The 24,739-nt window shown below is 42.7% G+C and carries 24 protein-coding genes, 1 tRNA gene and 1 pseudogene; 14 read left to right on the top strand and 12 right to left on the bottom strand.

Annotation, left to right across the window (positions count from 1 at the left end; translation table 11 throughout):
* Window positions 1-26 precede the first annotated feature (26 nt).
* Together RF007C_RS06440 and RF007C_RS06435 are read left to right on the top strand one after the other, a co-directional pair.
* Window positions 27-533 (top strand): annotated as a pseudogene (locus tag RF007C_RS06440) (sugar O-acetyltransferase); the annotation flags it as partial.
* A complete protein-coding gene (locus tag RF007C_RS06435; protein WP_161634879.1) occupies window positions 523-2,031 on the top strand; it encodes an aldo/keto reductase in 1,509 nt (502 codons plus the stop codon). The pseudogene RF007C_RS06440 and the gene RF007C_RS06435, both read left to right, overlap by 11 nt.
* 648 nt (window positions 2,032-2,679) lie before the next feature.
* On the opposite strand, the gene RF007C_RS18290 is transcribed toward RF007C_RS06435, so the two are convergent.
* The 9 genes from RF007C_RS18290 to RF007C_RS06390 all read right to left on the bottom strand — a co-directional run bounded on the left by RF007C_RS18290 (window position 2,680) and on the right by RF007C_RS06390 (window position 12,955).
* The gene (locus tag RF007C_RS18290; RefSeq protein ID WP_037298382.1) at window positions 2,680-2,982 is read right to left on the bottom strand and encodes a CPBP family glutamic-type intramembrane protease; all 303 of its coding nucleotides are present in this window, start codon (window positions 2,980-2,982) and stop codon (window positions 2,680-2,682) included.
* A 125-nt stretch (window positions 2,983-3,107) separates the two neighbouring features.
* Window positions 3,108-4,133, bottom strand: a complete 1,026-nt coding sequence (locus RF007C_RS06425; protein ID WP_037298379.1) for a hypothetical protein — start codon at window positions 4,131-4,133, stop codon at window positions 3,108-3,110.
* Window positions 4,117-5,448 (bottom strand): B12-binding domain-containing radical SAM protein, encoded by a 1,332-nt coding sequence (locus tag RF007C_RS06420; protein WP_037298377.1) that lies wholly within the window; start codon window positions 5,446-5,448, stop codon window positions 4,117-4,119. Before RF007C_RS06420 ends, RF007C_RS06425 begins: the two co-directional genes overlap by 17 nt.
* 7 nt (window positions 5,449-5,455) lie before the next feature.
* Complete coding sequence (locus RF007C_RS06415; RefSeq protein WP_037298374.1) at window positions 5,456-6,790, bottom strand: B12-binding domain-containing radical SAM protein; 1,335 nt, start codon at window positions 6,788-6,790, stop codon at window positions 5,456-5,458.
* Window positions 6,783-8,324: a GH3 family domain-containing protein gene (locus RF007C_RS06410; protein ID WP_275450839.1), complete on the bottom strand. Its 1,542-nt coding sequence runs from the start codon at window positions 8,322-8,324 to the stop codon at window positions 6,783-6,785. The genes RF007C_RS06415 and RF007C_RS06410 overlap by 8 nt, the downstream gene beginning before the upstream one ends.
* A complete protein-coding gene (locus RF007C_RS06405) occupies window positions 8,314-9,012 on the bottom strand; it encodes a GNAT family N-acetyltransferase (RefSeq protein WP_152537154.1) in 699 nt (232 codons plus the stop codon). The genes RF007C_RS06410 and RF007C_RS06405 overlap by 11 nt, the downstream gene beginning before the upstream one ends.
* Window positions 8,984-10,366, bottom strand: a complete 1,383-nt coding sequence (locus RF007C_RS06400) for a B12-binding domain-containing radical SAM protein (protein ID WP_037298371.1) — start codon at window positions 10,364-10,366, stop codon at window positions 8,984-8,986. Before RF007C_RS06400 ends, RF007C_RS06405 begins: the two co-directional genes overlap by 29 nt.
* Entirely contained in the window at window positions 10,341-11,663 is a 1,323-nt protein-coding gene (locus RF007C_RS06395; protein WP_037298369.1) for a B12-binding domain-containing radical SAM protein, read from the bottom strand. Before RF007C_RS06395 ends, RF007C_RS06400 begins: the two co-directional genes overlap by 26 nt.
* On the bottom strand, window positions 11,660-12,955 hold the full coding sequence (locus tag RF007C_RS06390; protein ID WP_206537801.1) for a B12-binding domain-containing radical SAM protein: 1,296 nt from the start codon (window positions 12,953-12,955) through the stop codon (window positions 11,660-11,662). The genes RF007C_RS06395 and RF007C_RS06390 overlap by 4 nt, the downstream gene beginning before the upstream one ends.
* Window positions 12,956-13,759: 804 nt before the next feature.
* Between RF007C_RS06390 and RF007C_RS06385 the strand changes: the two genes are divergently transcribed.
* The 9 genes from RF007C_RS06385 (at window position 13,760) to RF007C_RS06345 (ending at window position 19,935) form a co-directional block, all read left to right on the top strand.
* Window positions 13,760-14,005 (top strand): 23S rRNA methyltransferase, encoded by a 246-nt coding sequence (locus RF007C_RS06385; protein ID WP_242836278.1) that lies wholly within the window; start codon window positions 13,760-13,762, stop codon window positions 14,003-14,005.
* Between the two features lie 130 nt (window positions 14,006-14,135).
* Window positions 14,136-14,729, top strand: coding sequence for an NAD(P)H-dependent oxidoreductase (locus tag RF007C_RS06380; RefSeq protein ID WP_037298365.1), 594 nt, complete (start codon window positions 14,136-14,138; stop codon window positions 14,727-14,729).
* Window positions 14,730-14,731: 2 nt separating this feature from the next.
* Complete coding sequence (locus RF007C_RS06375; protein WP_037298363.1) at window positions 14,732-15,493, top strand: class I SAM-dependent methyltransferase; 762 nt, start codon at window positions 14,732-14,734, stop codon at window positions 15,491-15,493.
* Between the two features lie 307 nt (window positions 15,494-15,800).
* On the top strand, window positions 15,801-16,709 hold the full coding sequence (locus RF007C_RS06370) for a helix-turn-helix transcriptional regulator (protein ID WP_037298359.1): 909 nt from the start codon (window positions 15,801-15,803) through the stop codon (window positions 16,707-16,709).
* 52 nt (window positions 16,710-16,761) lie between these two features.
* On the top strand, window positions 16,762-17,388 hold the full coding sequence (locus RF007C_RS06365) for a GyrI-like domain-containing protein (protein ID WP_037298357.1): 627 nt from the start codon (window positions 16,762-16,764) through the stop codon (window positions 17,386-17,388).
* A gap of 13 nt (window positions 17,389-17,401) precedes the next feature.
* Entirely contained in the window at window positions 17,402-17,803 is a 402-nt protein-coding gene (locus RF007C_RS06360) for a VOC family protein (RefSeq protein WP_024859458.1), read from the top strand.
* Window positions 17,804-17,957: 154 nt separating this feature from the next.
* Window positions 17,958-18,509: a GNAT family N-acetyltransferase gene (locus tag RF007C_RS06355; RefSeq protein ID WP_019679691.1), complete on the top strand. Its 552-nt coding sequence runs from the start codon at window positions 17,958-17,960 to the stop codon at window positions 18,507-18,509.
* Between the two features lie 75 nt (window positions 18,510-18,584).
* Window positions 18,585-19,145, top strand: a complete 561-nt coding sequence (locus RF007C_RS06350) for a DJ-1/PfpI family protein (protein ID WP_037298355.1) — start codon at window positions 18,585-18,587, stop codon at window positions 19,143-19,145.
* A 25-nt stretch (window positions 19,146-19,170) separates the two neighbouring features.
* A complete protein-coding gene (locus RF007C_RS06345) occupies window positions 19,171-19,935 on the top strand; it encodes an alpha/beta hydrolase (RefSeq protein ID WP_037298353.1) in 765 nt (254 codons plus the stop codon).
* 40 nt (window positions 19,936-19,975) lie between these two features.
* Here RF007C_RS06345 and RF007C_RS06340 read toward each other — a convergent pair whose 3' ends face one another.
* Together RF007C_RS06340 and RF007C_RS06335 are read right to left on the bottom strand one after the other, a co-directional pair.
* Complete coding sequence (locus RF007C_RS06340; RefSeq protein WP_037298350.1) at window positions 19,976-20,650, bottom strand: nucleotidyltransferase domain-containing protein; 675 nt, start codon at window positions 20,648-20,650, stop codon at window positions 19,976-19,978.
* A gap of 92 nt (window positions 20,651-20,742) precedes the next feature.
* Window positions 20,743-21,159: a YjdF family protein gene (locus RF007C_RS06335; RefSeq protein WP_037298348.1), complete on the bottom strand. Its 417-nt coding sequence runs from the start codon at window positions 21,157-21,159 to the stop codon at window positions 20,743-20,745.
* 419 nt (window positions 21,160-21,578) lie between these two features.
* Here RF007C_RS06335 and RF007C_RS06330 point away from each other — a divergent pair, with 419 nt between their 5' ends.
* The 3 genes from RF007C_RS06330 to rsgA are packed head-to-tail and all read left to right on the top strand — an operon-like array spanning window position 21,579 to window position 23,924.
* Complete coding sequence (locus RF007C_RS06330; RefSeq protein ID WP_037298346.1) at window positions 21,579-22,238, top strand: phosphatase PAP2 family protein; 660 nt, start codon at window positions 21,579-21,581, stop codon at window positions 22,236-22,238.
* Between the two features lie 13 nt (window positions 22,239-22,251).
* A complete protein-coding gene (locus tag RF007C_RS06325) occupies window positions 22,252-22,869 on the top strand; it encodes a helix-turn-helix domain-containing protein (RefSeq protein WP_037298344.1) in 618 nt (205 codons plus the stop codon).
* A 17-nt stretch (window positions 22,870-22,886) separates the two neighbouring features.
* Entirely contained in the window at window positions 22,887-23,924 is a 1,038-nt protein-coding gene (gene rsgA, locus RF007C_RS06320) for a ribosome small subunit-dependent GTPase A (protein ID WP_037298341.1), read from the top strand.
* 220 nt (window positions 23,925-24,144) lie between these two features.
* On the opposite strand, the gene RF007C_RS06315 is transcribed toward rsgA, so the two are convergent.
* Window positions 24,145-24,220: transfer RNA gene (locus tag RF007C_RS06315), tRNA-Trp, on the bottom strand.
* Window positions 24,221-24,739: the final 519 nt, after the last annotated feature.

Genomic DNA, 24,739 nt, shown 5'->3' with positions numbered 1-24,739 from the left:
TTATTCAACTAACCGAATAATCGTGTGTTCATCAGACTATGCACAGGTTGAGTCAAGAGGCTATCCGCATCACAATGGAGATCAACAGCCGTTATCATACGCCCGATGAGATAAACGAGCTTATGTCGGAGCTTATCGGCGAGCCCGTCGAGGTCGGACTTTTCCCGCCGTTCTTCACCGATTGCGGAAAGAATATTCATCTTGGCAAGGGCGTGTTCATCAATTCGGGTTGTAAGTTTCAGGATCAAGGCGGCATTTACATCGGTGACGGTGCACTGGTTGGTCATAACACGGTGCTTGCAACGCTTAATCACGGACTGCTTCCCGAAGAACGCCATGACCTGATACCAAAGCCTATACATATCGGCAAAAATGTCTGGATAGGATCTAACTCAACAGTTCTTCCGGGAGTTACGATCGGAGATAATGCTGTCATCGGTGCAGGTTCGGTGGTGACAAAAGATATTCCCGAAAATATGATAGCAGTCGGAAGTCCAGCGAAAGTGATAAGGAGTATATATGATGAAAAATAGATTGTTTACATCATTTCTTTTTTCTGTTGTCATGCTTATGTTCAGCGGCTGCAGAGCATATGAAGACGCCTTGCCAACAAACAAAGGAAGTTCCATAACAGCCACTGCTACGGAATTTAAAGAACAGACAGCGAAAGAATCCGAGCCTATCATGAACATTTCTGTCGGAGATAAAGAGTTTCAGATCACGCTTGAAAATAATGATACCGTTACAGCATGGAAGGAGTTTCTGCCCATGACACTTGATATGTCAGAACTTAACAGCAATGAGAAGTATTATTATCTTAATTCGAAATTACCGTCAGCTCCAGAAAAAGTCGGTAGGATAACTGCAGGTGATATTATGCTGTATGGTGATAACTGCCTTGTTGTTTTCTACAAGAGTTTTGACACATCATACACCTACACTAAGATTGGTCATATCAAGGATACAACCGGATTGACAGATGCACTTGGAAGCGGCGGAGTAACTGTTTCTTTTCAGCTCGCCCCCACAAAGGTCATATATAAAGTGCATGATATACGCAATCTCAGCGATTTTATCCTTGGGAAACCAATAGAAAATGACCTGACAGATAAACATTATGATCTTGATAATGATGGTATATGGAGTACCTTTGATATAGTTCTGATGAGAAAAAAGATACTTGAACAGAAAAATATGAAAACAGAATTTGATTTTGACAGCAAGACCGTATTGCTGAACAGCGGCTATGAAATGCCAATACTCGGGCTCGGTACCTGGACGCAGGACGATGAAACAGTTGAAGAATCAGTCTATACAGCATTGAAAGACGGTTATCGTCTTATCGACACGGCTCAGTATTACGGCAACGAAACAGGCGTAGGCAACGGTCTGAAAAGAGCTGTATCCGAAGGTATAGTCAAACGTGAAGATGTTTTCATCACAACAAAAGTAATGCCCTCCAATTATGAGAGGGCATATCAGTCTATAGACGATTCGCTTAAAAGACTAAACGTTGATTACATTGATCTTATGCTGATACATCAGTCCGGCAGCAATGATACGGAGGTCTATAAGGCTCTGTGTCAAGGCGTAAGAGACGGAAAGCTCCGCAGTATCGGTATTTCCAATTATTATACTCTGGAAGAATACGAGCGTGTTACTGCAGGTGAGAATATCAAACCTGCGGTGGTACAGAATGAGAACCACCCTTTCTATCAGAATACGGAATTCAAAGAATATGTATCAAAGTATGGGACAGTAGTCGAATCATGGTATCCCTTCGGCGGAAGAGGTCATACGCAGGATTTGTTTGAAAATGAAACGATCATGGAGATCGCCGAAGCTCACGGAAAGACTTCAGCTCAGATAATCCTTCGCTGGCATTTGCAGGCAGGATATATTACGATACCTGGTTCGCAGAATCCTGATCATATCCTTGAAAACATCAGCGTATTCGACTTTGAAATGACAGATGAGGAGATGCAGAGAATGACAGCGTTGCATACAGGAAAACGATATGAAAACTGGTAAAATATACCTATCATTAGCAACAACAAATATGAAATTATAAAAAGACCAGCTCCGTAAAGGAGCTGGCTTTTTAGTATCGTTATACTGTCTTTCGTCTTGTGTAAAATCAAAAGCTCGTCTTTGACAGACGAGCTTTGCATAGAATTAGAACAGCCTTTCAGGTTTATTCGTGTGATTTTTCGTGTGACTGACCCTGCATTTTCGTGTGATTTTATGCAGTTTCATTATCACACGCGCATTTTTGACTGCATTTGCATAGACAGCAGAAAAGCCTGTATTTAGCGTTTTCTGCTAAATACAGGCTTCTTAAAAGAGCGGACAGAGAGGGATTCGAATATTTATAAAGCCTCGTTTCTGCCTATATATAGCCTTTTATATTTTTCGTATGGAATACTTGTATGGAATGCGTTTTTAAAAGCTGAAATACTATTCTTCTAATTGAATTTAATTTCAACATTCTTTTCAATAATACATGAGAAAACCAGTGCAGCGAATACTGCACCGGCTCTATTCCCAATAGGGTGTCAATTATTTTTGCAACGTTTCAAAAGCCAATATATCACTTATATGAAACATTTTTTCTGTTTCAATAGACCGTAGTCTACTGCAACCATACTCATGCCAGATCCATAATGGAGCTGGCATTTTTCATAACATTATATCGCCTTTTCTTCGTGTGCATATTACATTATATATTTCTCTTGTTCTTATTGTTTTCACGTAATAGCAACCCAATAAAAAAACAGCCAGAATGATAATCGTAGTATACTCACATACATCTGAGATTGCTCCAAGATCGGCATTTTCAGGAATATTACCCTGCGAGAGAAGTCCGTCCAAAGCCCCTTGACTCTGATTGAACATGAAATGAGCCACCACCGCAGGAAATACGCTATTCGTCTTTTTTGTCAGCCACATCAGGAATGTACCGAAGCACGTTAGCAGGAGCATTCTTCCGCCGCCGCCACTGACGAAGAGCTCGTTACATACATCGTATGAATGAACCTGAAGGTTCGGAAACTTGCTCTTGAGCTGTGAGATCGTTGATTACAAACGCAAAAAACAATTTCATGTATTCATAACAGCGCCGCTTCCATACCGATATTTCCGCTTATGGGCGGATTATCCCTCCACAGCACCTGATACAGTCTGCTTCCGTATCTGACCGTTTTCATGTATCCGAGGCAGCTGCACAGCGGATCTCCATCTGCGCATCCCCATATCAGAACAGAATGTCCCGACAGTGCGGCAACTGTATTAAGGAAATTCCTGCACAGCTTCCGTTCATTGTTTTCAATATAAAGATAGGATACTGCTCCATGGTCTATTACCGTTCCTTCGGCAGGAAATTCAGGATATCCGAGCAGCTGCGTCGGGAGCCTTGAAATGAATCTGTATGCACCTCCGTATTTACGGAGAAGATAATACTTTGTCTCCTTCTGGTCTCCTACAAAGCAGCAGGCTTTGATTTTTCCGTTTTCACGAAAACAGTAGAATTTCTTTTTCCCAAAGCCTTCAATTTCAGTATGCACAGGCGTAAGGTTCCTTTTGGAGAAATATCCTTCCATAAGCTCATCAAAGCCGTTTATGTCATCAGAAAGCGACAATATCTTTTTACGGCTGTTCCAGCAGTAAGTAGTGTAATGAGATATGAATCGATACTCCGGCATATGCCTGTGCTTCTTCTCCAGCATTGCTATCACTGCTTTGTTGCTGTCAAGGATAGTGGAATAACAACATTTGCTATCCTCAAGATTTTCTCCGAGAAAGCTGTAGGCTTTTGCAATAAAACCTAATCTGCCACGGTATTCGTTAAGTATCTTAAGCCCTGTAAGATAGGCGCATTTCTCAGGTTTCCCGTTTATATATTCCTGTCTGACAACAGCGCCTCCCACAGCAATTATTTCATTGCTCATGTTATCAGATGCAACAATTATCTTTGGCTCGCCGTCAGCACCAAATGACTTCATCGGCTCACTTCCGCGAAGAAACTGGATATCAAGATCTCCGCTGAAGCTTCCGCTTTCAAATATCCTTTTAATGCCTTCATTATCACTTGCATCGGCAAAACGAACTGTATAGCGGTCATTTTGGAAGTTCATCAAGATTTTCTCCTATTGGCACATTCATTTTCTGATCTACCTCTTCACCGAGCCGCAGGTTCATTGCCCAGAAAAGTCCCCAAAGAAGCGGACTTGTTCTTCCGAGAGAAGCAAATCCACGGCTCATAACTGTCCGAGCAGAGGAAAACTCCTTTCTCGCATCACGACAGAGCTTACTTAGTTTTTCGGCAGATATTTTCTTTGGATTGAAAGCAAGCTCTCCGTAGTTGTAACCGTCCGCAAGCCACCATTTGTCGTATATCAGGCGATTATCCTCACGCAGACGCTTGTACAGCGGAGTATTAGGGAAAGGCAGAAGATGATTGAAGGCGGCAGTATAGAATTTATGCTTCTTTGCAAATTCAAGCGCCTCTTCAACAGTACGTTCATCGTCATTATCGTAGCCGAAAACAAAAGTGGCATATATACCGAGCCCTGCGTCGTGTACACGTTTGACAAGCTCGTCCCTTTCTCCCATGGCAAGATTGAAGGATTTGTTCATCTGACGCAGGTTTTCGGGATTGAGGCTCTCGAATCCGATAAGTATAACTTCGCAGCCGCTTTTTTTCATGGCCTTGAGAAGCTTCTCATTCCGCGCCATTGACAGTGTCCCTTGTCCTGCCCATTTTTTTTTCAGAGGAGTTATCTCCTCAAAAAGCCGTATTGCATTATTATGGTCTGCCACAAGGTTATCGTCTACCAGAAATGCTATATCGTGCTTTGAACGCTTCAGATCATCAATTATAAGTTCGTGAGAACGGGCATGGTAATGGCTTTCATAAAAGCGGCAAATCGAGCAGAAATCGCAGCTGTGTATACAACCGCGTCCTGTTTCCACAAGGGATACCGGAAGATACTTCTTTCCTGTGAAAATACTCTTGTCGGGCTGAATGTCATATTCAGCGGTATTGCCCTGATAGACAGGTTTTATCTTTCCTCTGCCAAAGTCCTCAAGCATTGTTTTCCATACTGTTTCAGCATTGCCGATCATCACGCTGTCACAATGCTCCGCTGCCTCCTCAGGACAGAGAGTGACATGATATCCGCCCATAACGACAGGAATCCCCCGTTCACGGAATTTCTGCGCTATCTTATAGCTGCGCTTTGCAGTATAAGTTTCAACTGTGATGCAAACCAGATCTGTGGAAGTTTCATAGTTTATAAGCTCTATTCTGTCATCAAACAGCTCTGTCTCAACATCAGGCGGAGTCAAAGCTTTAAGCATAGCTATTGTGAGCGGCTCCATTTTCCATGTGCCTATGTATTTTTTTCCCGGCTTTTTCCCTATTGCGGGAACAATAAATGTTATCTTCATAAACTCCTCACAGTATTGGTATATCAGAATTGTCGCACATTACTTCCCGTCCGAATTTATGCCATTTATCAGCATATCCCTTATATCCCATATTGACCGGCAGCGACAGCCAGATACTGTGATTAAAAGGTGCAAGCCGCTTGATTATATTCTTATTTGAATATGTCTCGCGCCATGCTCTGTCAGTACCTGCTTCAAGCTGCTCCTTTGTCATCTTCTTCGGCTGATAAACACAGTGCTGGACATCATACATAGCCCAGTTCCTTTCTATTATCCTGCCCTCTCTTTCAAGCTGGGCGTAATACTCGGTCTTAGGGAATGGAGTGAGTATGGAATATCTCGGCAGGTCAATCTTTGCCTTTACGACCATTTCAACAGTCCTGTCAAAAACGCTCTCGTCCTCTTCATCTCCGCCGAATGCAAAGCAGCCCTGCACAAGTATGCCGTTGTCATGGAGACGCTTCATAAGGTCAATATAGCTGTCCACACGGTTAACGCCTTTGTGTATGTACTTCTGTGACTCCTGTGTTATGGATTCAAAACCGATAAGCAGACCTTTGCAGCCGCTTTTCCGGAACACCTTCATCAGCTCGTCGTCGATACCGATAGACGACGTTACAAGACCGAGCCAGATGACTTTTAGCGGTATCATGGCGTTGAAAAGCTCAATGGCATATTTTTTATCCGTGATGAGGTTAACATCAGGAAAGAGTACGTGACGTGAGCCGAGAGCTTCAATTTCGGCAATAACATCCTTTACGGGACGCTTATATACCTTCTTTCCGAATGCAGCAGGATAAGCACAGAAGCTGCAGGTATGGCAGCATCCCCTGATTGCCTCGACAGTATTGATTGTTATGTAACGCTTTTTATTAAGGAGCTCACGGCGGGGATGAGGCCTGTTCTCTATGGAAAAATCGCAGTTCTGATGATAGAACTTGTTGTATTTTCCCGAAACATAATCATGCAGGAACTGCGGAAATGTCTGCTCGGAAAAACCCGTAAATACAACATCGGAATGCTGTGCTGCTTCGTCCGGAAGCATTGAAGGATGAACTCCGCCCATGAAAACGGTTATTCCCTTTTTTCGGAAATAATCCGCATATGCATAACATCTTGGAGCAGTTCCCGTGATGCAGGTTATTCCGATAAGGTCGGCGTCTATATCCAGCGGTATCTTACCGGCTGTTTCATCGTATATGACCACATCTGCGTCGATATCTTCAGGCACAAGCGCCGCAAGAGTTGTCAGAGTCAGTGGCGCATAATGCAGTGATTTGCCGAAACTGCCTGAAAAACGGTGCATAGCACCGGCAGGTGCAAGCAAAGCTATTTTAAGCATTCCTTTCGTTCCTTTCCTTTGCAAGATAATCTCTCCAGCCTGAGAGCTTGCTCAGACATGAAGGTTTTATATCTCCGAGCCGCATTCCCTCATCCGTAAGGCGTTTCAGATAGAGTCTGTCAGCATCGGGAGCCGCTTCAACTGTTTCAGCACATTCCAGCTGCCCCAGCTGACGGCAGTAATTATAATGGAAGCTCTCGCGCATGGCGTTATCGAGCTCTTCATTCCGTATTCCCTGTGCATCGGTATAAAGGCAGTATCTGTTCCCCTCTGGAGCAAGCAGACAAAAATGGTCGGAAATACCAAGTTTCCGCAATACATTCCTTACAAAATCCTCCGTCAGCTTTTCACCGAAAAGGTCACAGGAATTCCCTGCCCTGCGCAAAAATCTAATACGCGGCGGTGCACTGTCATATGTTTCAAGGACCTCGATTATGTCACCTATACAATATCTGTACAGTCCTCCTCCGGTCGTCACTATAAGCTCATATTCGCCCTTTTCCAGCTGGTCGGCAGTAACTATACTGTTGTCACTGAGGCTGCGGAACTCAAAGAAGTGTGAGTAAATACTCAGACGGCTGCCTGATTCGCCGACTAACGGAAGCGATGTAAAGCATTCTGTAGCGATTATACCTTTGGGCTGTATATAAACGCCGCTGAAAAGCTTTTCAACTTCTTTTACGCTGTCAGCAGCAGAGCCGTCAGCCCAGCAGCTTATGATCCTCACATCAGGAAAAACAAGTTCAAAGCTTCCGGAACGTGCTTTTTCCACAAAGTCTTTTTTCCTCAGAGCAGGCAGTTCTGCGGCTAAGCTTTCCGCATTATCGCTTATGTACCTGCAAAGTATGGAAAGATATGTGGGATTCCATACCGATATAAGCGTGAGACATGGGCAGCGAAGAAGACTGACCGCTGTGTCATGCCAGAAACTCTCCATGCTGTCAGCAAATTTTATGCTGCCGTCAACTGCAAAAAGCCTGTCCATGATATGACGTTCAAGTCTGCCGAAATATGCTGAATCCTCTTCAAAGCCTATGGGGATACCTGCTTTTGTAAACTGCTTTCCGCTTGTGACAGGCGTTACGGACCAATAGCTCATGCCTTGCATGACCTGCTCCACGTTACTGTATATATCGCCTATCCACGGTCTTAATCCGCGCTGGAACTCGCGCTGGAGAGAATCGGTATACGGTATCAGCTTACGGCCGCCTGACGAGCCGCTGGTCAGCTCAAGAAGTCTGACCTTTTCCATTGTCAGCACGCCTTCTGCTCCGTCAGCTATACTTCCGATGAAGTTTTCGTAATCCTCATACCTTGTAAGCGGAACCTGCGCCGCAAAATCACTGTATGTCCTGATGTTTTCAAAGCTGTATTTTTTGCCGTATTCTGCTGCGGAATTCTTTCTGAGGAGCTCTGTGAGATACTTCATCTGAACTGCTCTTACATCACACGGAGCCCTGAACCGTTTCAGTTCCGAGCTGTAAAGCCTGCGGCATAATCCGTTCAGCACACGGCAATATAACTTATTCCCCATTGAACAATAGTTCAGGCATATGTCTGCGGAGCAGCGAACGGTCGAACTTTGCAAGGCAGACAAGGTCGTTGCCATTTTCCCAGTTCGGGTTGACCTGACAGAAGAAAGCAATATCCTTGTTCTTCATGCGCCTTTCATCTATATCCGCAACGCCTTTTCTGAGGCAGTCCTTTACACTTTTATACTCTACAACACCGGTAGTCTGATTATACTCATCGGGATAAAGTGCTGATGCGTAGGCGTCGATAATTTTTTTTATATCCCGCGGTGTCTCACAGCTCCGACAGGGATAGAACTCCCTCCAGAAAAGCGGAAGGATTCTATAGGTCTTATACCCCTTGCATATAAGGAACCACCACAGCTCTCCGTGCTCCTCGGCATATCTGAACCAATACTGTGCAAAGCTCCTGAATAGCTCCGTGTCGCCCCAGTAGTCCCTGTGAATGATAGTATCTCCGGAAAAGACGCCTTTTACTTCTTTTCCGTCAACATTTACCGTCATCAGCTTCTGAGTAGTAAATCCAACTATCCTGCCGTTTTTTTCAAGCACAAGGCAATAGTCCTTTGCGTAAAAATCATGTCTGAAAATTTCCGGATCCATATTCTCATAAAATTCGTCCATAAGTTCGTACAGTTCAGAAATTTCCGACTCTGTGAACTCATGTATCCGTTTTATTGTTCCCTTCATCACTTTTCTCCTTATTATTATCTGAAAGTCCGAAATGGAGTCCCTGCTTCTTGAAAACTTCCTTGCGGAACAAAGGATTGTACAGAAGGTAAGTAATAAATCTGTACGGAGTCCTCATATTGGTATGGAGTTCAAAAGCACGCTTTATTATAGAACCAATGCTGTTGAAACGTCGACGGCATTCAAATGCCGTTTCTGTAAGCTCGTCGGGTGTCATGTTCTTCGGAACGATACTCGAATAATTGAAACGATAATCCTCATGGAGCCACCATTTTCCGTCATAGAGCAGCCTGTTCTCGCTCCTGAGCTTTTCGTAAAGCGGAGTATTCGGATAGGGCATAAGTATATTGAAAGCCGCAAACGTAAACTTATTCCTTATTGCAAAATCGCAGGTGGCACGTATGGACTCGATAGTATCACCATCATGGCCGACTGTAAAAGCCGCCCATGTCTGCAAGCCCCATTTTCTCAGCTGCTTTATCTCAGAACGGTACATATCTCCGGAAGCACGGGTGTTTGTAAGCTTGTTCATTGCGCTTATACACTCGGGAGATATGGATTCAAAGCCTATGACCAGTCCGAGACAACCGCTCTTCACCATAAGCTCCATAAGCTCATTATCCTGAAGCATATCCATACTCCCCTGACTTACCCATCGTATCTTTAGCGGTATCAGGGCTCTGAAAAGCTCCTTTGCCTTCTGACGGTTGCAGACAATATTATCGTCCACGAAAAACAGAAGTTTCCGCTTCTGAGACTTTATCTCCCTTATGACATCTTCAACGGGACGGCAATAGTGATGAGCCTTGAAATATACAGACGACGCACAAAAGCTGCATTTATGGCTGCAACCGCGGGTAAACTGGAGCAGAGTTATTGGAAGATAACCCTTACCCTCAAATATGTCACGCCTTGCGATTATGTTTTTCTGCGGATATGGCGGCTGTTCAGCGTCATACCGTTTTTTGTGACGTCCGCTGCGGAAATCGTTTATCATGGTCTCCCACACATTTTCTGCATCACCGACTATCAGTATATCACAGTGTCCGGCAACCTCCTCCGGTATGAGCATGGCATGCATACCTCCCATGACCACCTTAACACCGCGGTTCCGGTATTCACTGCTTATCTCATAGGCACGTCTTGCTGTAAATGTCTCAACGGTTATTGCCACAAGGTCTGTCGGCTCATCATATGGTATAGGCTCCATACGGTCGTCATAAAGAACGACCTCCACATCATCGGGAGTAAGCGCAGCAAGTATGCCCAGAGGCAGAGGTTCCATTCTTCCCTCATCAACATACAGACTGTGCTCTCTGCGGCCTATATTAGGTTTTATCAGCGTCAGCTTCATTAAGTATTCCTCCGAGCAGTTGTCCCTGTTTTTTGTTTATCTCCCTGCGTGATATGAAGTTTGCCAGCAGAAATACCAGCAGGGTATGCGGTCTGAGATGGCTTTTGCAGCCGAAAAGTCTGCGAAATATACATCGCAGAGAATAAAAATCACGCCTTATGCGCAGACAGCCTTCGCTGAGCTGTTCAGGCGTCATATTTTTAGGAATAAAGGCAGTTTCGCCGTAACGGTAGACGTCCGAAAGCCACCATTTTTTATATCTTAGCCGTCCTTCTGATTCCATGTGCTCATAGACCGGTGTCCCGGGCATGGGTATCAGAGGATTGAAATTAGTGACCGCTATCGAATTACGTACTGCAAAATTATATGTTTTCTGGAAAACATCGGCATAATCTCCATCGCATCCAAGCACGAACGTGCCGTAAATAAGGAGACCGTGACTGTAAACCCGCTTTATTATCTTCTCGTAATCGGCGGCTATATTTGCAGACTTGTTCATCTCCTCAAGGCTTTCTGAATTAAGACTTTCAAAGCCCATGAGAACAAGAAAGCAGCCTGAACGCTTCATCACCGCAAGCAGCTCGTCATCCTTTGCAGCGTCCATGCTTATCTGACAAGCCCACATCTTTTTCAGCGGAGTTATAGCCTCAAAGAGCTTCATAGCCGACTTCCGGTCGTAGAGGAGATTATCGTCAGCAAAGAATACTATCCGTTCCTTTGACTCATTCAGTTCCCTGACTGTGTCAGCTATTGTCTTTCTGCGCACGCATTTGTACATCGTCTTTATCGAGCAGAAGCCGCAGTTGAACTTGCAGCCCCTTGATATCTGATGCACTCCGATATGGAAGTATTTGTGGCTGTAAACCTCGGGATGAGGACTGATATAGCCAACAGGTTCGTTTTCATCAGAAAAATACTTCTTCTGAATCATACCGCTGCTGCAATCACTGATAAAACGTCCCCATGCTCCTTCTGCATCACCGATAATGACAGAATCGGCATATTCAAGCATTTCATCTGCCATAACAGCAGCATGGAATCCACCCATAACGATTATATTCTTGTCTGTTCTGTACTTTTTTGCAAGGATATATGCTCTTTTTGCAGTAAATGTCTCTACAGAAAAAGCGACTATATCCGAATTGATCTTATCTGGGAGCTTTTCAACTCTCTCGTCAATGAATTCTATCTCATGCTCTGCAGGAGTGATACCGCGTATTATCTCAAAGATAATAGGCTTCATTGCATCAGAGCTTATATGCTCGAACATATTCAGTCTTATAAAGGTTATTTTCATAATTCCGATTTGCCTATCTTCATATTTCTGAAGCCGATATTTGCTCCAAGAAGTATGAGCTTTGTTATTCCTTTGCACGGAGAGCCGTGTACTCTCCTGATTATGCTTTTCCAACTGAAGGCTTTCTTCCATGCATTTCTGTAAAGCTTGTCCAGTTTTTCAGGAGTAAGGTTTTTTGGACGGAAAACTGTATGATGCTGATTGTAGAGTCTCCAGTTATATGTAAGAAGCCTGCCCTCCCGTTCCATCTGTTTGTAAACAGCGGTTCCGGGATATGGTGTAAGGATTGCAAATCTGCAAAGGTCAAGTCCCAGCCTGTCGATAAATGCCGGCAGAGCACGAAGCTGTTCTTCCGTATCATTGTCAAAGCCAAGAACAAAACTGCCGTTTACAGCTATACCGTGGCTGTGGATATTCTTGATGAGCCTGCGGTATTTGTCAGCCTTGGGAAAACTTTTATTGACACTTTTCAGAGAATCTTCATTGAGTGACTCAAAGCCTATAAGTACACCTCTGCAGCCGCTGTCATAGGCTGCCTGCATAAGCTCATGGTCATATCCGAAATCAGCTGTAGCATTTCCTACCCAAAGTATTTTCAACGGTTTAAGGGCTTTCATAAGCTTCATGGCGTATTCGCGCTTCCCGAAAAAATTAGGATCAAAGAATATCAGCATCTTTGTATGAAGAGATCTTATCTCGTTTATTACACTTTCGACCGACCTCGGATCGCTCTTCCACATGGAAGCCATAGAGCAGTATCTGCAGGCATTTATGCAGCCTCTGTCTGCTATGACAGCCGGAATATTAAGCGTATTCCTGTCCTTTACCTTATCCCTTGACGGCACAGGAAAGTCTGCGGCACAAACATGAGTATCCCTGTAAAACGGCTTTGGCACTCCTGCAATATAATCACGTATAAACTTCGGAACAGTAAGCTCTGCCGGACCGGATATTACCGTATCACAGTATCTTGCAGCTTCCTGCGGCAATGCCGTTGCATGATAACCGCCGCATACAACATAAGCTCCACGCTTTCTGAATTCCCGGCAGTGCCTGTATGCGGTTACAGCAGAAGAGGTATCAAATGAAATCATAACCACATCGTATCTGCGGCGGTCGTAATCAACAGTTTGAGAATGTTCGTCAATAATGTCTATACGCTTAAAAGTTCCCTTTGGAATAGTTGAATATAAAGACGCAAGGGTCAAGGAAGTGTAAGTAAACAAACGTGAGCTTTTGCTACGGAACAGCTTTTCTTCCGAGTCCCATACCTGTATCATCAGCAGATCCATTTCATAACCTCCAATTTTTGTATTATTATACCATATTTTGAGTATAAAATCAATTATATCTGAAATAAATGACATTTGTCGTTAAAAAAGTTACATTTGTCACTGCTGACAATTCTTATAACAAAAAAGACCAGCTCCGTAAAGAAGCTGGCTTATTTTGTATCGTTATACTGCCTTTCGTCGTGTGCATTTCATGTGCATTCCGTGTGCATAACGCCTGTTTTTGCTGCACACGCGACTTCAAAAATGTATTTAAAACTGTTTTCTACAGGCATGAGAAAAGCCTGTATTTCGGTGTTTTTCTCGAAATACAGGCTTCTTTTAAAAAGCGGACAGAGAGGGATTCGAATATTATTAAATAGCTATTTTGGCCTATTTATAGACTTTTATAACTTTCGTGTGGAATAGAATTATTCTTATTGAAAGTTATTTCCTCTATAGTTATTTTCTTTCAATTATTGAATTATTAATTGTCTCCTCATATCTTACTTTAATACCATGATTAATTTTGAATTCCAACTATTACTTGCTCCTCTTCCCTTTCAATAGCGTATTTTTTTCATTGCATTACTTCAAAACTTTTAATGCAATGTATTTGAAACAGATGTTATATGTGTCAATAGGCCAAGGGCTATTGACAGATTATAATGAGCCTTTGTATGGTGGCGTTTTTTTATTGACAAGAGTTTAGGCATCTGATATTATAATAATACAGACATGTTTCCAAATACGCTCCACGTTGAGACGGTCGCGCTTTTGTTCAAACTTTCCGAAGCGAAGCATCATATCGAGGTTAATGTGGATATGGACGAACTTGATCTGACAAGTGCGGAAGCTAAGGCCACCTATAAGGAGATTCAGGACTGGGTGCAGGAGAAGTACGGATTTCATGTGACGAATCTGAACATTGCCCAGATGAAACAGAAGCATGGGATCATCGAAAGAGATAATTATAACAAGCCAAAATCGCTGGACAGCAAACAACCTGGTACTTCGGATATGAGGATTAAAGCCATCGAGGAAGCGATGAGGCATTTTCAGATGATATGAGAGAAAAATGGAGGCAAAGGAAAACCTTATGGACTTCCTTACGGCGTATGTCAGGAAACATCCGGAAGTGGATATCAATATCATAATTCCGAACGAAGAGAACATCAAAAAGGTTTTGGAGTGTTTATAAATGAGAGTATTTATAGTGTATTGTCATCCGTCAGATGATTCTTTTACAAAGAATATGTGTGATGCTTTCATAAAAGGCATAACAGATTCGGGCAATGAGTATATAATCTCGGATCTTTATAAGATGGATTTTAATCCCAACATGACGGAAAAAGAATACCTGAGAGATGCATATTACAGAAATACACCTGATGTGGCAAGTGATGTACTTGAAGAGCAGGAAAAGATAAATGGTTCTGATGCGATAGCATTTATTTATCCCGTTTTCTGGACGGAAGCTCCGGCAAAGCTCGTTGGCTGGTTTGACAGAGTATGGACTTATGGATTCGCATACGGTGATAAAACCATGAAGTTGCTCGATAAAGCAATCATTCTTTGTTCTGCGGGTAATTCGATAGAGCATCTTGAGCAGTTTGGGCTTCTGGACAGTATGAAAAAAGTTATGTTAGGTGACCGGTTGTTCGGACGGGCAAAGGAGATGGAATTTGTTGTTTTTGACAGTACCTCAAGAGAGAATGAGCTCAGAGAGAAAAACTGGAACATGAATTTGCAAAAAGCATACGAGAAGGGAAACAAGCTCTTTTTAGAGGAGTAGATATGGATATAAAAGCAAGTATAGAGGATACGCGAAAAGGCTTTAAAGAAAGCTTTGCGTCCGGAGATTTTTATAACAGGCAGACACAGGATGCCAAGCATCTGGAGAGGATTCTTTCGTTCATAAATGCGAGAGATGGAATGAGGATTCTTGATCTTGGTTGTGGGAGTGGATATCTGACTTTTCCGATTGCAGAAGGAAATCCAGATTGTGAAGTGATAGGGTTGGATATAGTGAGCGATGCCATTGATGCGAATCGCAGCAGAGTGCGAGAGGCAGAGCTGGATAATCTGACATTTGTCAGCTATCACGGGATAAATTTTCCCTTTGAAGCAGGAATGTTTGATCTTGTGGTGACACGATATTCTCTTCATCATTTTCCGGATATAGAGCATAGTATCGGTGAGGTAAGCAGAGTGCTTAAAGGCGGGGGATCTTTATTCATTTCCGATCCGTGCCCCAATGATTGTGATAAGGATAGATTTGTTGATGACTACATGCGCCTGAAAAAGGACGGGCATATTAAGTTCTATACAAAAATCGAATGGGTGGATATTTGCGATAGATACGGGCTTCAGATTGTAGACGATTTTGAAAGTACTATCCGGTTCCCTAAGAAAAAGGATACAGCATTCGGATATGAAGAGGTTCTGAAAAAACATGATAAAGCAGTAATAGAAAGCTACGATCTTGTGGAGACAGATACGGAGCTTCTCATTACAGAACGAGTAAACAATATATTGTTTCGCAAGATCAAAAAGTAGATTTGATACGAAAGCTTTCTGCTGAAGAAAGAGCAACAGCTCTTGACCTTGCTTGGAGAGTGTTTTCAGAGTATGAGTCACCGGATTATTCTAAAGAGGGCACATTAGAATTCAAGAAATGTCTGCATGACAAAAAATATCTTGCAGGAATTGAATACTACGGCGCTTTTGATGGGGAAAGACTGATAGGTCTCGTAGGAATTCGATCTGACAGAAAGCACATATCCTGCCAGTTCTGCTGCTTGGCTTCGTTAAGAACAATAATTTTATGCAGTATAAGCTGTAAAATCAAAAGGTTTCGTATAATATGAAAATAGACAGATTAATAGGCATACTCTCGGTTCTTCTGCAGCGTAACAAAGTTACGTCTGCTGAACTTGCAGAGATATTTGAAGTGTCAAGACGAACAATACTGCGCGACATAGAGACGATCAATCTATCAGGTATCCCTATTATTGCAGAACAGGGACAGGGCGGCGGCATCTCAATCATGGACGGTTATAAGATTGACCGAACGCTGCTGTCTTCTGAAGATATGCACGCAATATTGTCGGGCTTGAAAAGTCTTGACAGCATCAGTGGGACGAACCGATACCGTCAGCTTATGGAGAAACTCTCTGCTGATGACTGTACTACTGTCAATGTGGATAATCATATCATAATTGATCTATCAAGCTGGGATAAATCGGCGATTGCAGATAAGATTGAGCTAATAAAACAGGCTATGGAAAAAAGAAAAACTATTACATTCCGCTATTTTTCGCCTAACGGTGAGAGTGAACGAAAGATAGAGCCGTATCACTTGATTTTTCAATGGTCCGCATGGTATGTCTGGGGCTACTGTACTGAACGCAAAGATTACAGAATGTTCAAATTGAATCGAATGACAGAGCTTTCACTCACAAATGAGAAATTTACAGATAGGAATGTACCCGAATTCATCTGCGATAAACTTCGACATACAAAAGGAGAAGTGAAAGCAACTGTTAAATTTACAAATTCTGTGAAATGGCGTATTATAGATGAATTTGGAGTCGGCTTTCTGAATGATAACGCCGATGGCACTATAATCATGAACCTCACATGGTCGGATAAGCAATCGTTTTTCAGTTATATTCTTAGCTTTTGCAGCGATGCTGAGATTATAGAGCCGTTGGAATTACGACAGGAATTTTCTGAGTTCCTGAAAAAAATACAAGTGCAATATGAAACGTGACATACTGTTGTCATATTTGATGTGATATTATATTATCAGAGGTGATAATGATATGCCATTTGACTACAAAAAAGAATATAAGGAATTCTATGTGCCACCACAGAATCCGACAATTGTTACCGTTCCACCAATAAACTATATCGCCGTGCGGGGTGAAGGTGATCCAAATGAAGAGGACGGCGAATACAAGCAAGCAATAGGTCTGCTATACGGAATCGCATACACGATCAAGATGAGCAAGAAAAGTAGTCGCCAGATTGAAGGCTATTTTGATTATATCGTTCCTCCGTTAGAGGGATTCTGGTGGCAGGACAAACTGAAAGGTATCGACTATGCTCATAAGGAAAACTTCAAGTGGATATCACTGATACGCCTTCCGGATTTCGTAACAAAAATGGATCTTGAATGGGCTGTCAGAGAAGCAACACAAAAGAAAAAGCTAGATTTTTCCAAGGTGGAATTTCTCACTTATGATGAGGGCTTATGTGTTCAGTGTATGCACATCGGCAGCTACGATGATGAACCAGAAACAGTTAAGCTTATGCACGAATACATGGAACAACAGGGATATTCTATCGATATTGCTGAGAACCGTTTTCATCATGAGATTTATCTTTCGGATGCAAGAAAAGTTGCTCCGGAAAAGCTGAAAACAGTCATCAGACATCCAATAAAATGAAAGGAGCATTAATATGAAACTTGACGGATTCGGTTTATTTGTAGATGATATGGGAGCTATGATACGCTTTTACAGGGATATACTCGGATTTGAGATCAAAGAGGCTGAGGATACATCTAATGTCTATCTGATTAAGGACGGCACGCTGTTTCTGCTATACGGCAGAAAGGATTTTGAAACAATGACGAAAAGAAAATATGAGTATGTCAAAGGCTTGAACGGACATTTTGAACTTGCATTGTATGTGGATACCTATGAGGAAGTTGATAAAGCCTTTGCCGTTGCTGTCAGCAAAGGTGCTGAGCCTGTTTTAGAGCCAACGACCGAGCCCTGGGGACAGCGTACCTGCTACATCGCTGATCCTGAGGGAAATCTGATTGAGATCGGTTCATTCAACAAACCGTTTGAACGCTGAATGTTTTGCTTGAACACTTTTTTGTCCCCGCTTCATGCGGGGATTAGCTATTTTACGACATATTCAGTACACAAAAGAGATTGACATTCTATTTCTGTTAGAGTATAATTGACATATATCAAATAGAATTGTACACGATAGGAGTCATGGAAAAATGGAACATAAGGGAACAAAGCACCTTGAAACTGAGCATCTGATTCTGAGAAGATTCACTCTTGAGGACGCCGAAGCTATGTATGAGAACTGGGCACACGATGACGAAGTTACGAAGTTCTTGTCCTGGCCTACTCACCCGAATATAGAGGTCACCAGATACGTTCTAGGTGACTGGGTAAGTCATTATTCCGATGATGACTTCTATCAGTGGGCTATCGTACCTAAGGAATGCGACGGCAAGCCTGTTGGCTCTATAGGTGTTGTAAAGGTCTTTAATGATATCTCGGCGGTACAGATAGGTTACTGCTTAGGCAGAAAATGGTGGCATCAGGGTATAACAAGTGAAGCACTTAATACCATTATCGGATTTTTCTTTAATGAGGTGGGCATGGAACGTATCGAGGCCATTCACGACACCCGCAACCCAAATTCCGGCGGCGTGATGAAAAAGTGCGGCATGAAGCACGAAGGCACCTTGAGAAGAGCCTTCAAAGGCAATCAGGGCATAGGCGATTCCGAGATGTACAGCATACTGAAAATTGAACGCTGACATATCAAATTGAATTGTATATAATAGGATTTTTAAAATAATTGCTCTAAAGAACATTTTTACGGAGGGCTGAAAATGAAGGTGTTGTTATTCCTTGCAAAAGGCTTTGAAACAATGGAAGCGAGTGTTTTTGTTGATATAATGGGCTGGGCGGGCATCGAAGTCGTTACCTGCGCTCTGCAAAAAAAAATCAAAAGCACCTTCGGAGTATCAGTCAATCCTAATATCCTGCTGAACGATGTTTGCATCGATGATTATGATGCACTTGCTATCCCCGGTGGCTTTGAGGAATACGGCTTCTATAATGACGCTTTTTCGGAGCAGGCAGTAAGCCTTATAAAAGAATTTAATGATTGTGGCAAGATGATAGCCACGATATGCGTCGCTGCATTGGCACTCGGAAACAGTGGCATACTGAAAGGCAAGAAAGCTACAACCTATCACCTGAACAACGGACACCGTCAGAAGCAGCTCGCAGAGTACGGCGCAATAGTCGTGAACGAGCCTGTTGTCAGGACGGATAATATCATAACCTCATATTGTCCACAGACCGGACCTGAAGTTGCATTCATGTTGCTTGAAGAACTGGTTGGAACAGAGAAAATGCAGGAAACAAAGATTGCTATGGGATTCTGATACCTGTTCCCAAAAGGAGTATTATATGAGTTATTATGTTTATGATGATAAGAAGATCTATTACTACGAGACAGGCTCAGGACATCCATTGCTATTACTTCACGGCAATACTGCTTCTTCAAAAATGTTTGCACAGATAGCGGAAGAATACAGCAAATCGTTCAAGGTGATTCTTATTGATTATTTAGGCCATGGACTGTCTGACAGATTGGAAATATTCCCCTCAAACTTATGGTTTTATGAAGCACAGCAAGTAATAGCATTTCTTAGATTTAAGCAGTATACCGATGTAAATATTATTGGCAGCAGCGGCGGAGCTATTGTTGCATTAAATGTTGCTCTTGAAGCTCCTGACCTTGTAAAAAAAGTGATCGCTGACAGCTTTGAAGGAGAAAAGGCTGATGAAGCATTTACGAAAAATCTGCTTGCAGACCGTGAGAAAGCTAAAAATGATCCTAATGCTCAAGGTTTTTATGCGTATATGCACGGTCAGGACTGGGAGCAGATTGTTGATAATGATACCGATGCTATAATAAGACATCAAGAAGAAATCGGAGCATTTTTTCATAAGCCTCTGGAAGAACTGCGGTGTGAACTTCTCCTTACAGGAAGTAAAGAAGATAGTTTTATGAATAGCATTTCAGATGACTACTATGAACGTGTTTATGGAGATATCCTCAAAATGATTCCTAAAGGAATAATGCACCTTTTCCCTAAAGGCGATCATCCTGCTATGATAAGTAATTTCAAAGAGTTTTATGAGCGGAGCATAGAGTATTTATCGAATTAGAAAGCATCACCTGTTGAATATAAAAAGCAGCCGCAATATGCTACCTTTCAATTTGTTCGTGCATCTGATTTATCTGCTTCTTCGACCAATTGAAGATAAGGTCTGACAGTCTTTCAAAATCAGATACTCCGCTGTTTTTTATCTGTATATAAGCGGAGATAATATCCTTTTCGCTGCCTTCAACTTTGCTGAAAAGCTCCTGTAAACGTGCGCTATATTCTCCTGACCGCAGATACCAGAGTGCCTGTATCACAAAGGAGGCGGATTTGTACAATCCTTTCAGTATTGCAGGATCTTTCTCATATATCAGATTATGAACGCAGGAGTGATAAATATTGCAGACTCCTATTTTGATTGAGCGCCTGATATCATCATCAGTTATCGAAGGAACAATATCATCAAGAGTTCCTATTATCGGCTTCGTATCATGGTAAAACTGGAACAGATCAGAGACATCCCAGTTTCTGAGATCGTCTGCATCAGAAAGAAATCCACAGAATAATTCCCTGTACGGAAGGGCGTCAAGCATTGTTCGGTAACGTCTTACATCTTCACACGAAAGATTATCGAGAATAACAACGAAATCAATATCGCTGCTTTCTGTTGCTTCTCCGCGTGCGTAGCTACCCTGCAAGCCAACGAAACATATCCTGTCAGGAAACGTATTTTTCAAGGCTGAGATATATTTATCTATAAAAGAAGCTGTATCTATCATGTTTTTCTCCTGAACCATATATTTTTATTATTAATGATTTGATAAAAAGTCCTGACAGCCGATACTATCAGGACTTTTTTCGCAGGAAGCTGTCAATGACCTTTATGCTTATCCCTGCGCTTTTGCTGTTTAAGCTCAAACTGACGCTGCTTTTCGGCTTCACGCTGCTCTTTTGTGAGCTGCTTGCGTTCGGTCTTCATTTGCTCCTGCATTAGCTTCAGCGCTTGCTGCGACTTTGTGCCGATACCTGCGATACTGAGCTGCTTTCGTGCATTGCGCTGCCGCCGTTTGGGATTATCAGCAGTCTGCTTTGTTTTGGCCTTAACAGCAGGACTGAACTTCAACTTGTAGTAATGCCTCAGCACGTAATCCCAGACTTCACTGTCCTTGGGTTCTGCTCCGAATGTGACCTTAGCCGCTGAGAGTTTATCATCTTCAGAGCGTTCAAATACTCCCACCCAGAAAGGCTCATCGAAAAATACTGTCAGCATACCGTTCGTTTTGTCCATATCTTTCCCTCCTAAAAATTGCTATGGACAAAGAACGGACAACCCGGAGGGGCAGGTTACTTACCCTGTATTCACAGGACGGCCGGGCTACCTACCGGCTCTAGCATACCCGAAGGTATACGTTGCGTTTTTATCTTTGTCATTTGATTGCACAGTTGTGCTGTTTATATCATAACATATCTGCATGGCTTGGTCAAGACTGTGGGTTGACGGAATTTCACCTTTCGGTTATAATATAATCAGGCTCAAGTCATAAAAAAGTCGTGGCGGCAGAATCGGCATATGCGCTGCAAATGGCGAAATATCGCATATGTTACGATTCGTGTCATGGGTGTGACCGTACGGTTCTTTACTTTTTTCAGTCCCCGTGTTACCATGAGATTAGCCGAAAGGAAATCATCTGAAAGGAACACGGAATTATGAAAAAGAATGAAAAGAACACACTTATCACAGGTACGATTATGCTGATACTGTTTGCAGTCTGGACTGTACTGATACAGACAGTTGATGTTCAGGCAGTGGGACAGAACGGAACGGACATCGGTTTTGCAGGTCTGAACGTGTGGTTCCATAAAATGACAGGCGTTCATATGTGGGTGTATACTGTCACCGACTGGCTTGGACTTGTGCCGATCTTTATCTGTATGATATTCGGAGTTGTCGGTCTGGTTCAGCTCATAAAGCGGAGAAGTCTTCTTAAAGTTGATAAGGATATTATCCTGCTTGGTATTTACTATATCCTTGTGATATTCGGTTATCTCATATTTGAGATGATACCTATAAATTACCGACCGATACTTATAGAAGGACGTATGGAGGCTTCTTACCCGTCTTCAACAACGCTTCTTGTTATGAGCGTAATGCCTACGTTAGCTTTTCAGGTGCATCGCAGGATAAGGAATACTAAAGTCAAATACGGTATTTATGCGTTTACGGTCTTATTCACAGCATTTATGGTGGTGGGACGCACTGTTGCGGGAGTACACTGGCTGACAGATATAGCAGGCTCTGTTCTGCTGAGCTCTGGACTGTACTTAATATATCATGGTGCTGTCCGCCTCACTGACAAAAATAACTAACGGAGAAAAGAAAATGGAATTTCACGAGAAATTGCAGGAATTAAGGAAGAAAAAAGGCTTAACTCAGGAGGAACTTGCAAAGGAACTCTACGTTTCCCGTACAGCTATCTCTAAGTGGGAGTCGGGAAAGGGATATCCGAATATTGATTCGCTGAAAGAGATATCGAAGTTCTTTTCTGTGACCATAGATGAGCTTCTGTCGTCGGAGGAACTCATTACTGCAGCAAAAGACGAGAACCGTTCAAATATTGGTAAAATGATCGAACTGCTGATAGGTGTAGTCGATATAATGAGCATTATGCTTATTCTTCTGCCGCTTTATCCTAAAAAGGCAGGAGAAACAGTCTCGGCAGTTGCACTGTTTGATTACACGCATATATCGTTTGGGATAAGTTGTGTATGCTGGGGACTGTTTTCAATACTTATAATCATCGGTGCAGTGAAGTTGTTTATGAATTACAGGAACATAGAAAAGGGCAGAAGCACAGTTACTGGCACATCGCTTGTACTTAGCATTATCGCGGTATTGTTCCTGACTATGGCAAGAATACCCTATGCGGCAACAGTAGCGTTCCTGCTGCTGATAATAAAGGGGATAATGCTTTTCAAACTTCCAAAAAGTGAGCACTGAACAGATAGGAGAGACAAATGAAATTAGAGAACTTACCGCCTGTATATGAGGCATACAGTGCAGAATATCCTGATCTTACAGTGTGCCGTGTAGTTTTGCAGGAAAAAGATCTTTACCATGTCATACATAAAGATGGGATGATGCAGGCACAGGTATCAGGCAAATTCAGATACGATACAAAAACTGTATCTGATTTCCCTGCCGTAGGCGATTATGTTATGGCTGATATAACCGGTGGAGACAGGGCGGTGATACACAATGTTCTTCCGAGAACAAGCGTATTTATCCGTAAAGCTGCGGGAAAATCAAATACTGAACAGGTCGTTGCTGCAAATATAGATACAGTATTCCTGTGTATGTCCCTCAACAATGATTTCAATATCAGGCGTATCGAAAGATATCTGACTGCTGCATGGGACAGCGGTGCTGTTCCTGTTGTTCTTTTGACGAAAACTGACCTTTGTGATGAAGTCACCGCAAAGATCGCTCAGATAGAAAGTGTTGCAGTCGGAGTTGATATCATTACGACATCAGTCGCTGAACCTGACGGTTACAGTCAGATCACGCCGTATCTGAAAGCTGGAAAGACTCTTGCTTTTGTAGGCTCGTCAGGTGTAGGCAAATCGACGCTTATCAATCACCTTCTGGGAGATGACAGGCTTGATACGAATGGACTACGTAACGATGACAAGGGCAGACATACCACTACTCACCGTGAACTGATTATGCTTCCAGGCGGCGCTATGGTCATTGATACGCCTGGTATGCGTGAAATGGGAATGTGGGACAGCAGCGAAGGACTTTCGGCTGCATTTGAAGATATCGAGGAACTTTCAGCAAAGTGTCGCTTCAAGAACTGTACTCACAAATCTGAACCTGGATGTGCAGTACAGGCTGCTATCAAAAATGGTGAACTTTCAGAGGAGCGGCTGTCATCTTATGAAAAGCTGAAAATTGAAAATGCTTATTCTGAAGATGCTGAAGGATATCTGGCAGCAAAAGAGGAAAAATTCAAAAAGATAGCCAAGTACAATAAAGCTAACCATAAAAAGTAAGATGAACGCTATATAAGAACACCAGCTCCCTTACGGGAGCTGGCTTCTTTTCTTATCGTTATACTGCCTTTCAGTCGTGTGCATTCCGTGTGCATTTCATGTGCATTACACCTGTTTTTTGTGCACACGGGACTGCAAATTTTCATTTAAAACTGCTTTCTGTAGGTAACAGAAAAGCCTGTATTTCGGTGTTTTCCTCGAAATACAGGCTTTATCGTTCTGGCAGGGGCAGAAGGACTTGAACCCTCGGCACGCGGTTTTGGAGACCGCTGCTCTACCAACTGAGCTATACCCCTATATAACTGTTGATCACAACATAATAATTATACCAGATGAGACATTAAATGTCAATAGCTTTTATAAAAAATTATTTTTTAACTATATATCTGTGAGGTGTGATATTTGCCTTTGATTTGCGGAAAAAGACTTTATTACCGGACGTATGCTGTGAATAAAAACATCTCCGGAGTTAAAAGCGGCGCAACAAATTCTCGGAATCGAACAGGGGAGCGATAAGTACAGAAGCAGTTCCAACCAGCGATAAGAACAGTTCTGATGAAGGGCGTTTTGTATTGTTGCTGAGAGGTATAAACATAAGAAAAGCCATAGCATTTCCGAATAAACCTCGGAAATGCCATGACTTTTTTATTATTGACAGGCTAAGATAAGCTTGTGGTGCTTATCAATATCTTAATGCTGAGTGGATTATCTCAAAGCGCTTGATGAGGAAGTCTACAACAGAGATACTCTCTGATCCCCACATCATACCGCCGCCGCCGAAGCCGCCGCCTCCCCAGCCGCCGCCGCCGAAGCCG

The sequence above is a fragment of the Ruminococcus flavefaciens 007c genome (genome assembly GCF_000571935.1).
GTDB lineage: Bacteria > Bacillota > Clostridia > Oscillospirales > Ruminococcaceae > Ruminococcus > Ruminococcus flavefaciens_F.
Note: the sequence above shows the minus strand (reverse complement) of the source record. Positions and strands in the feature narration are given on the sequence as shown.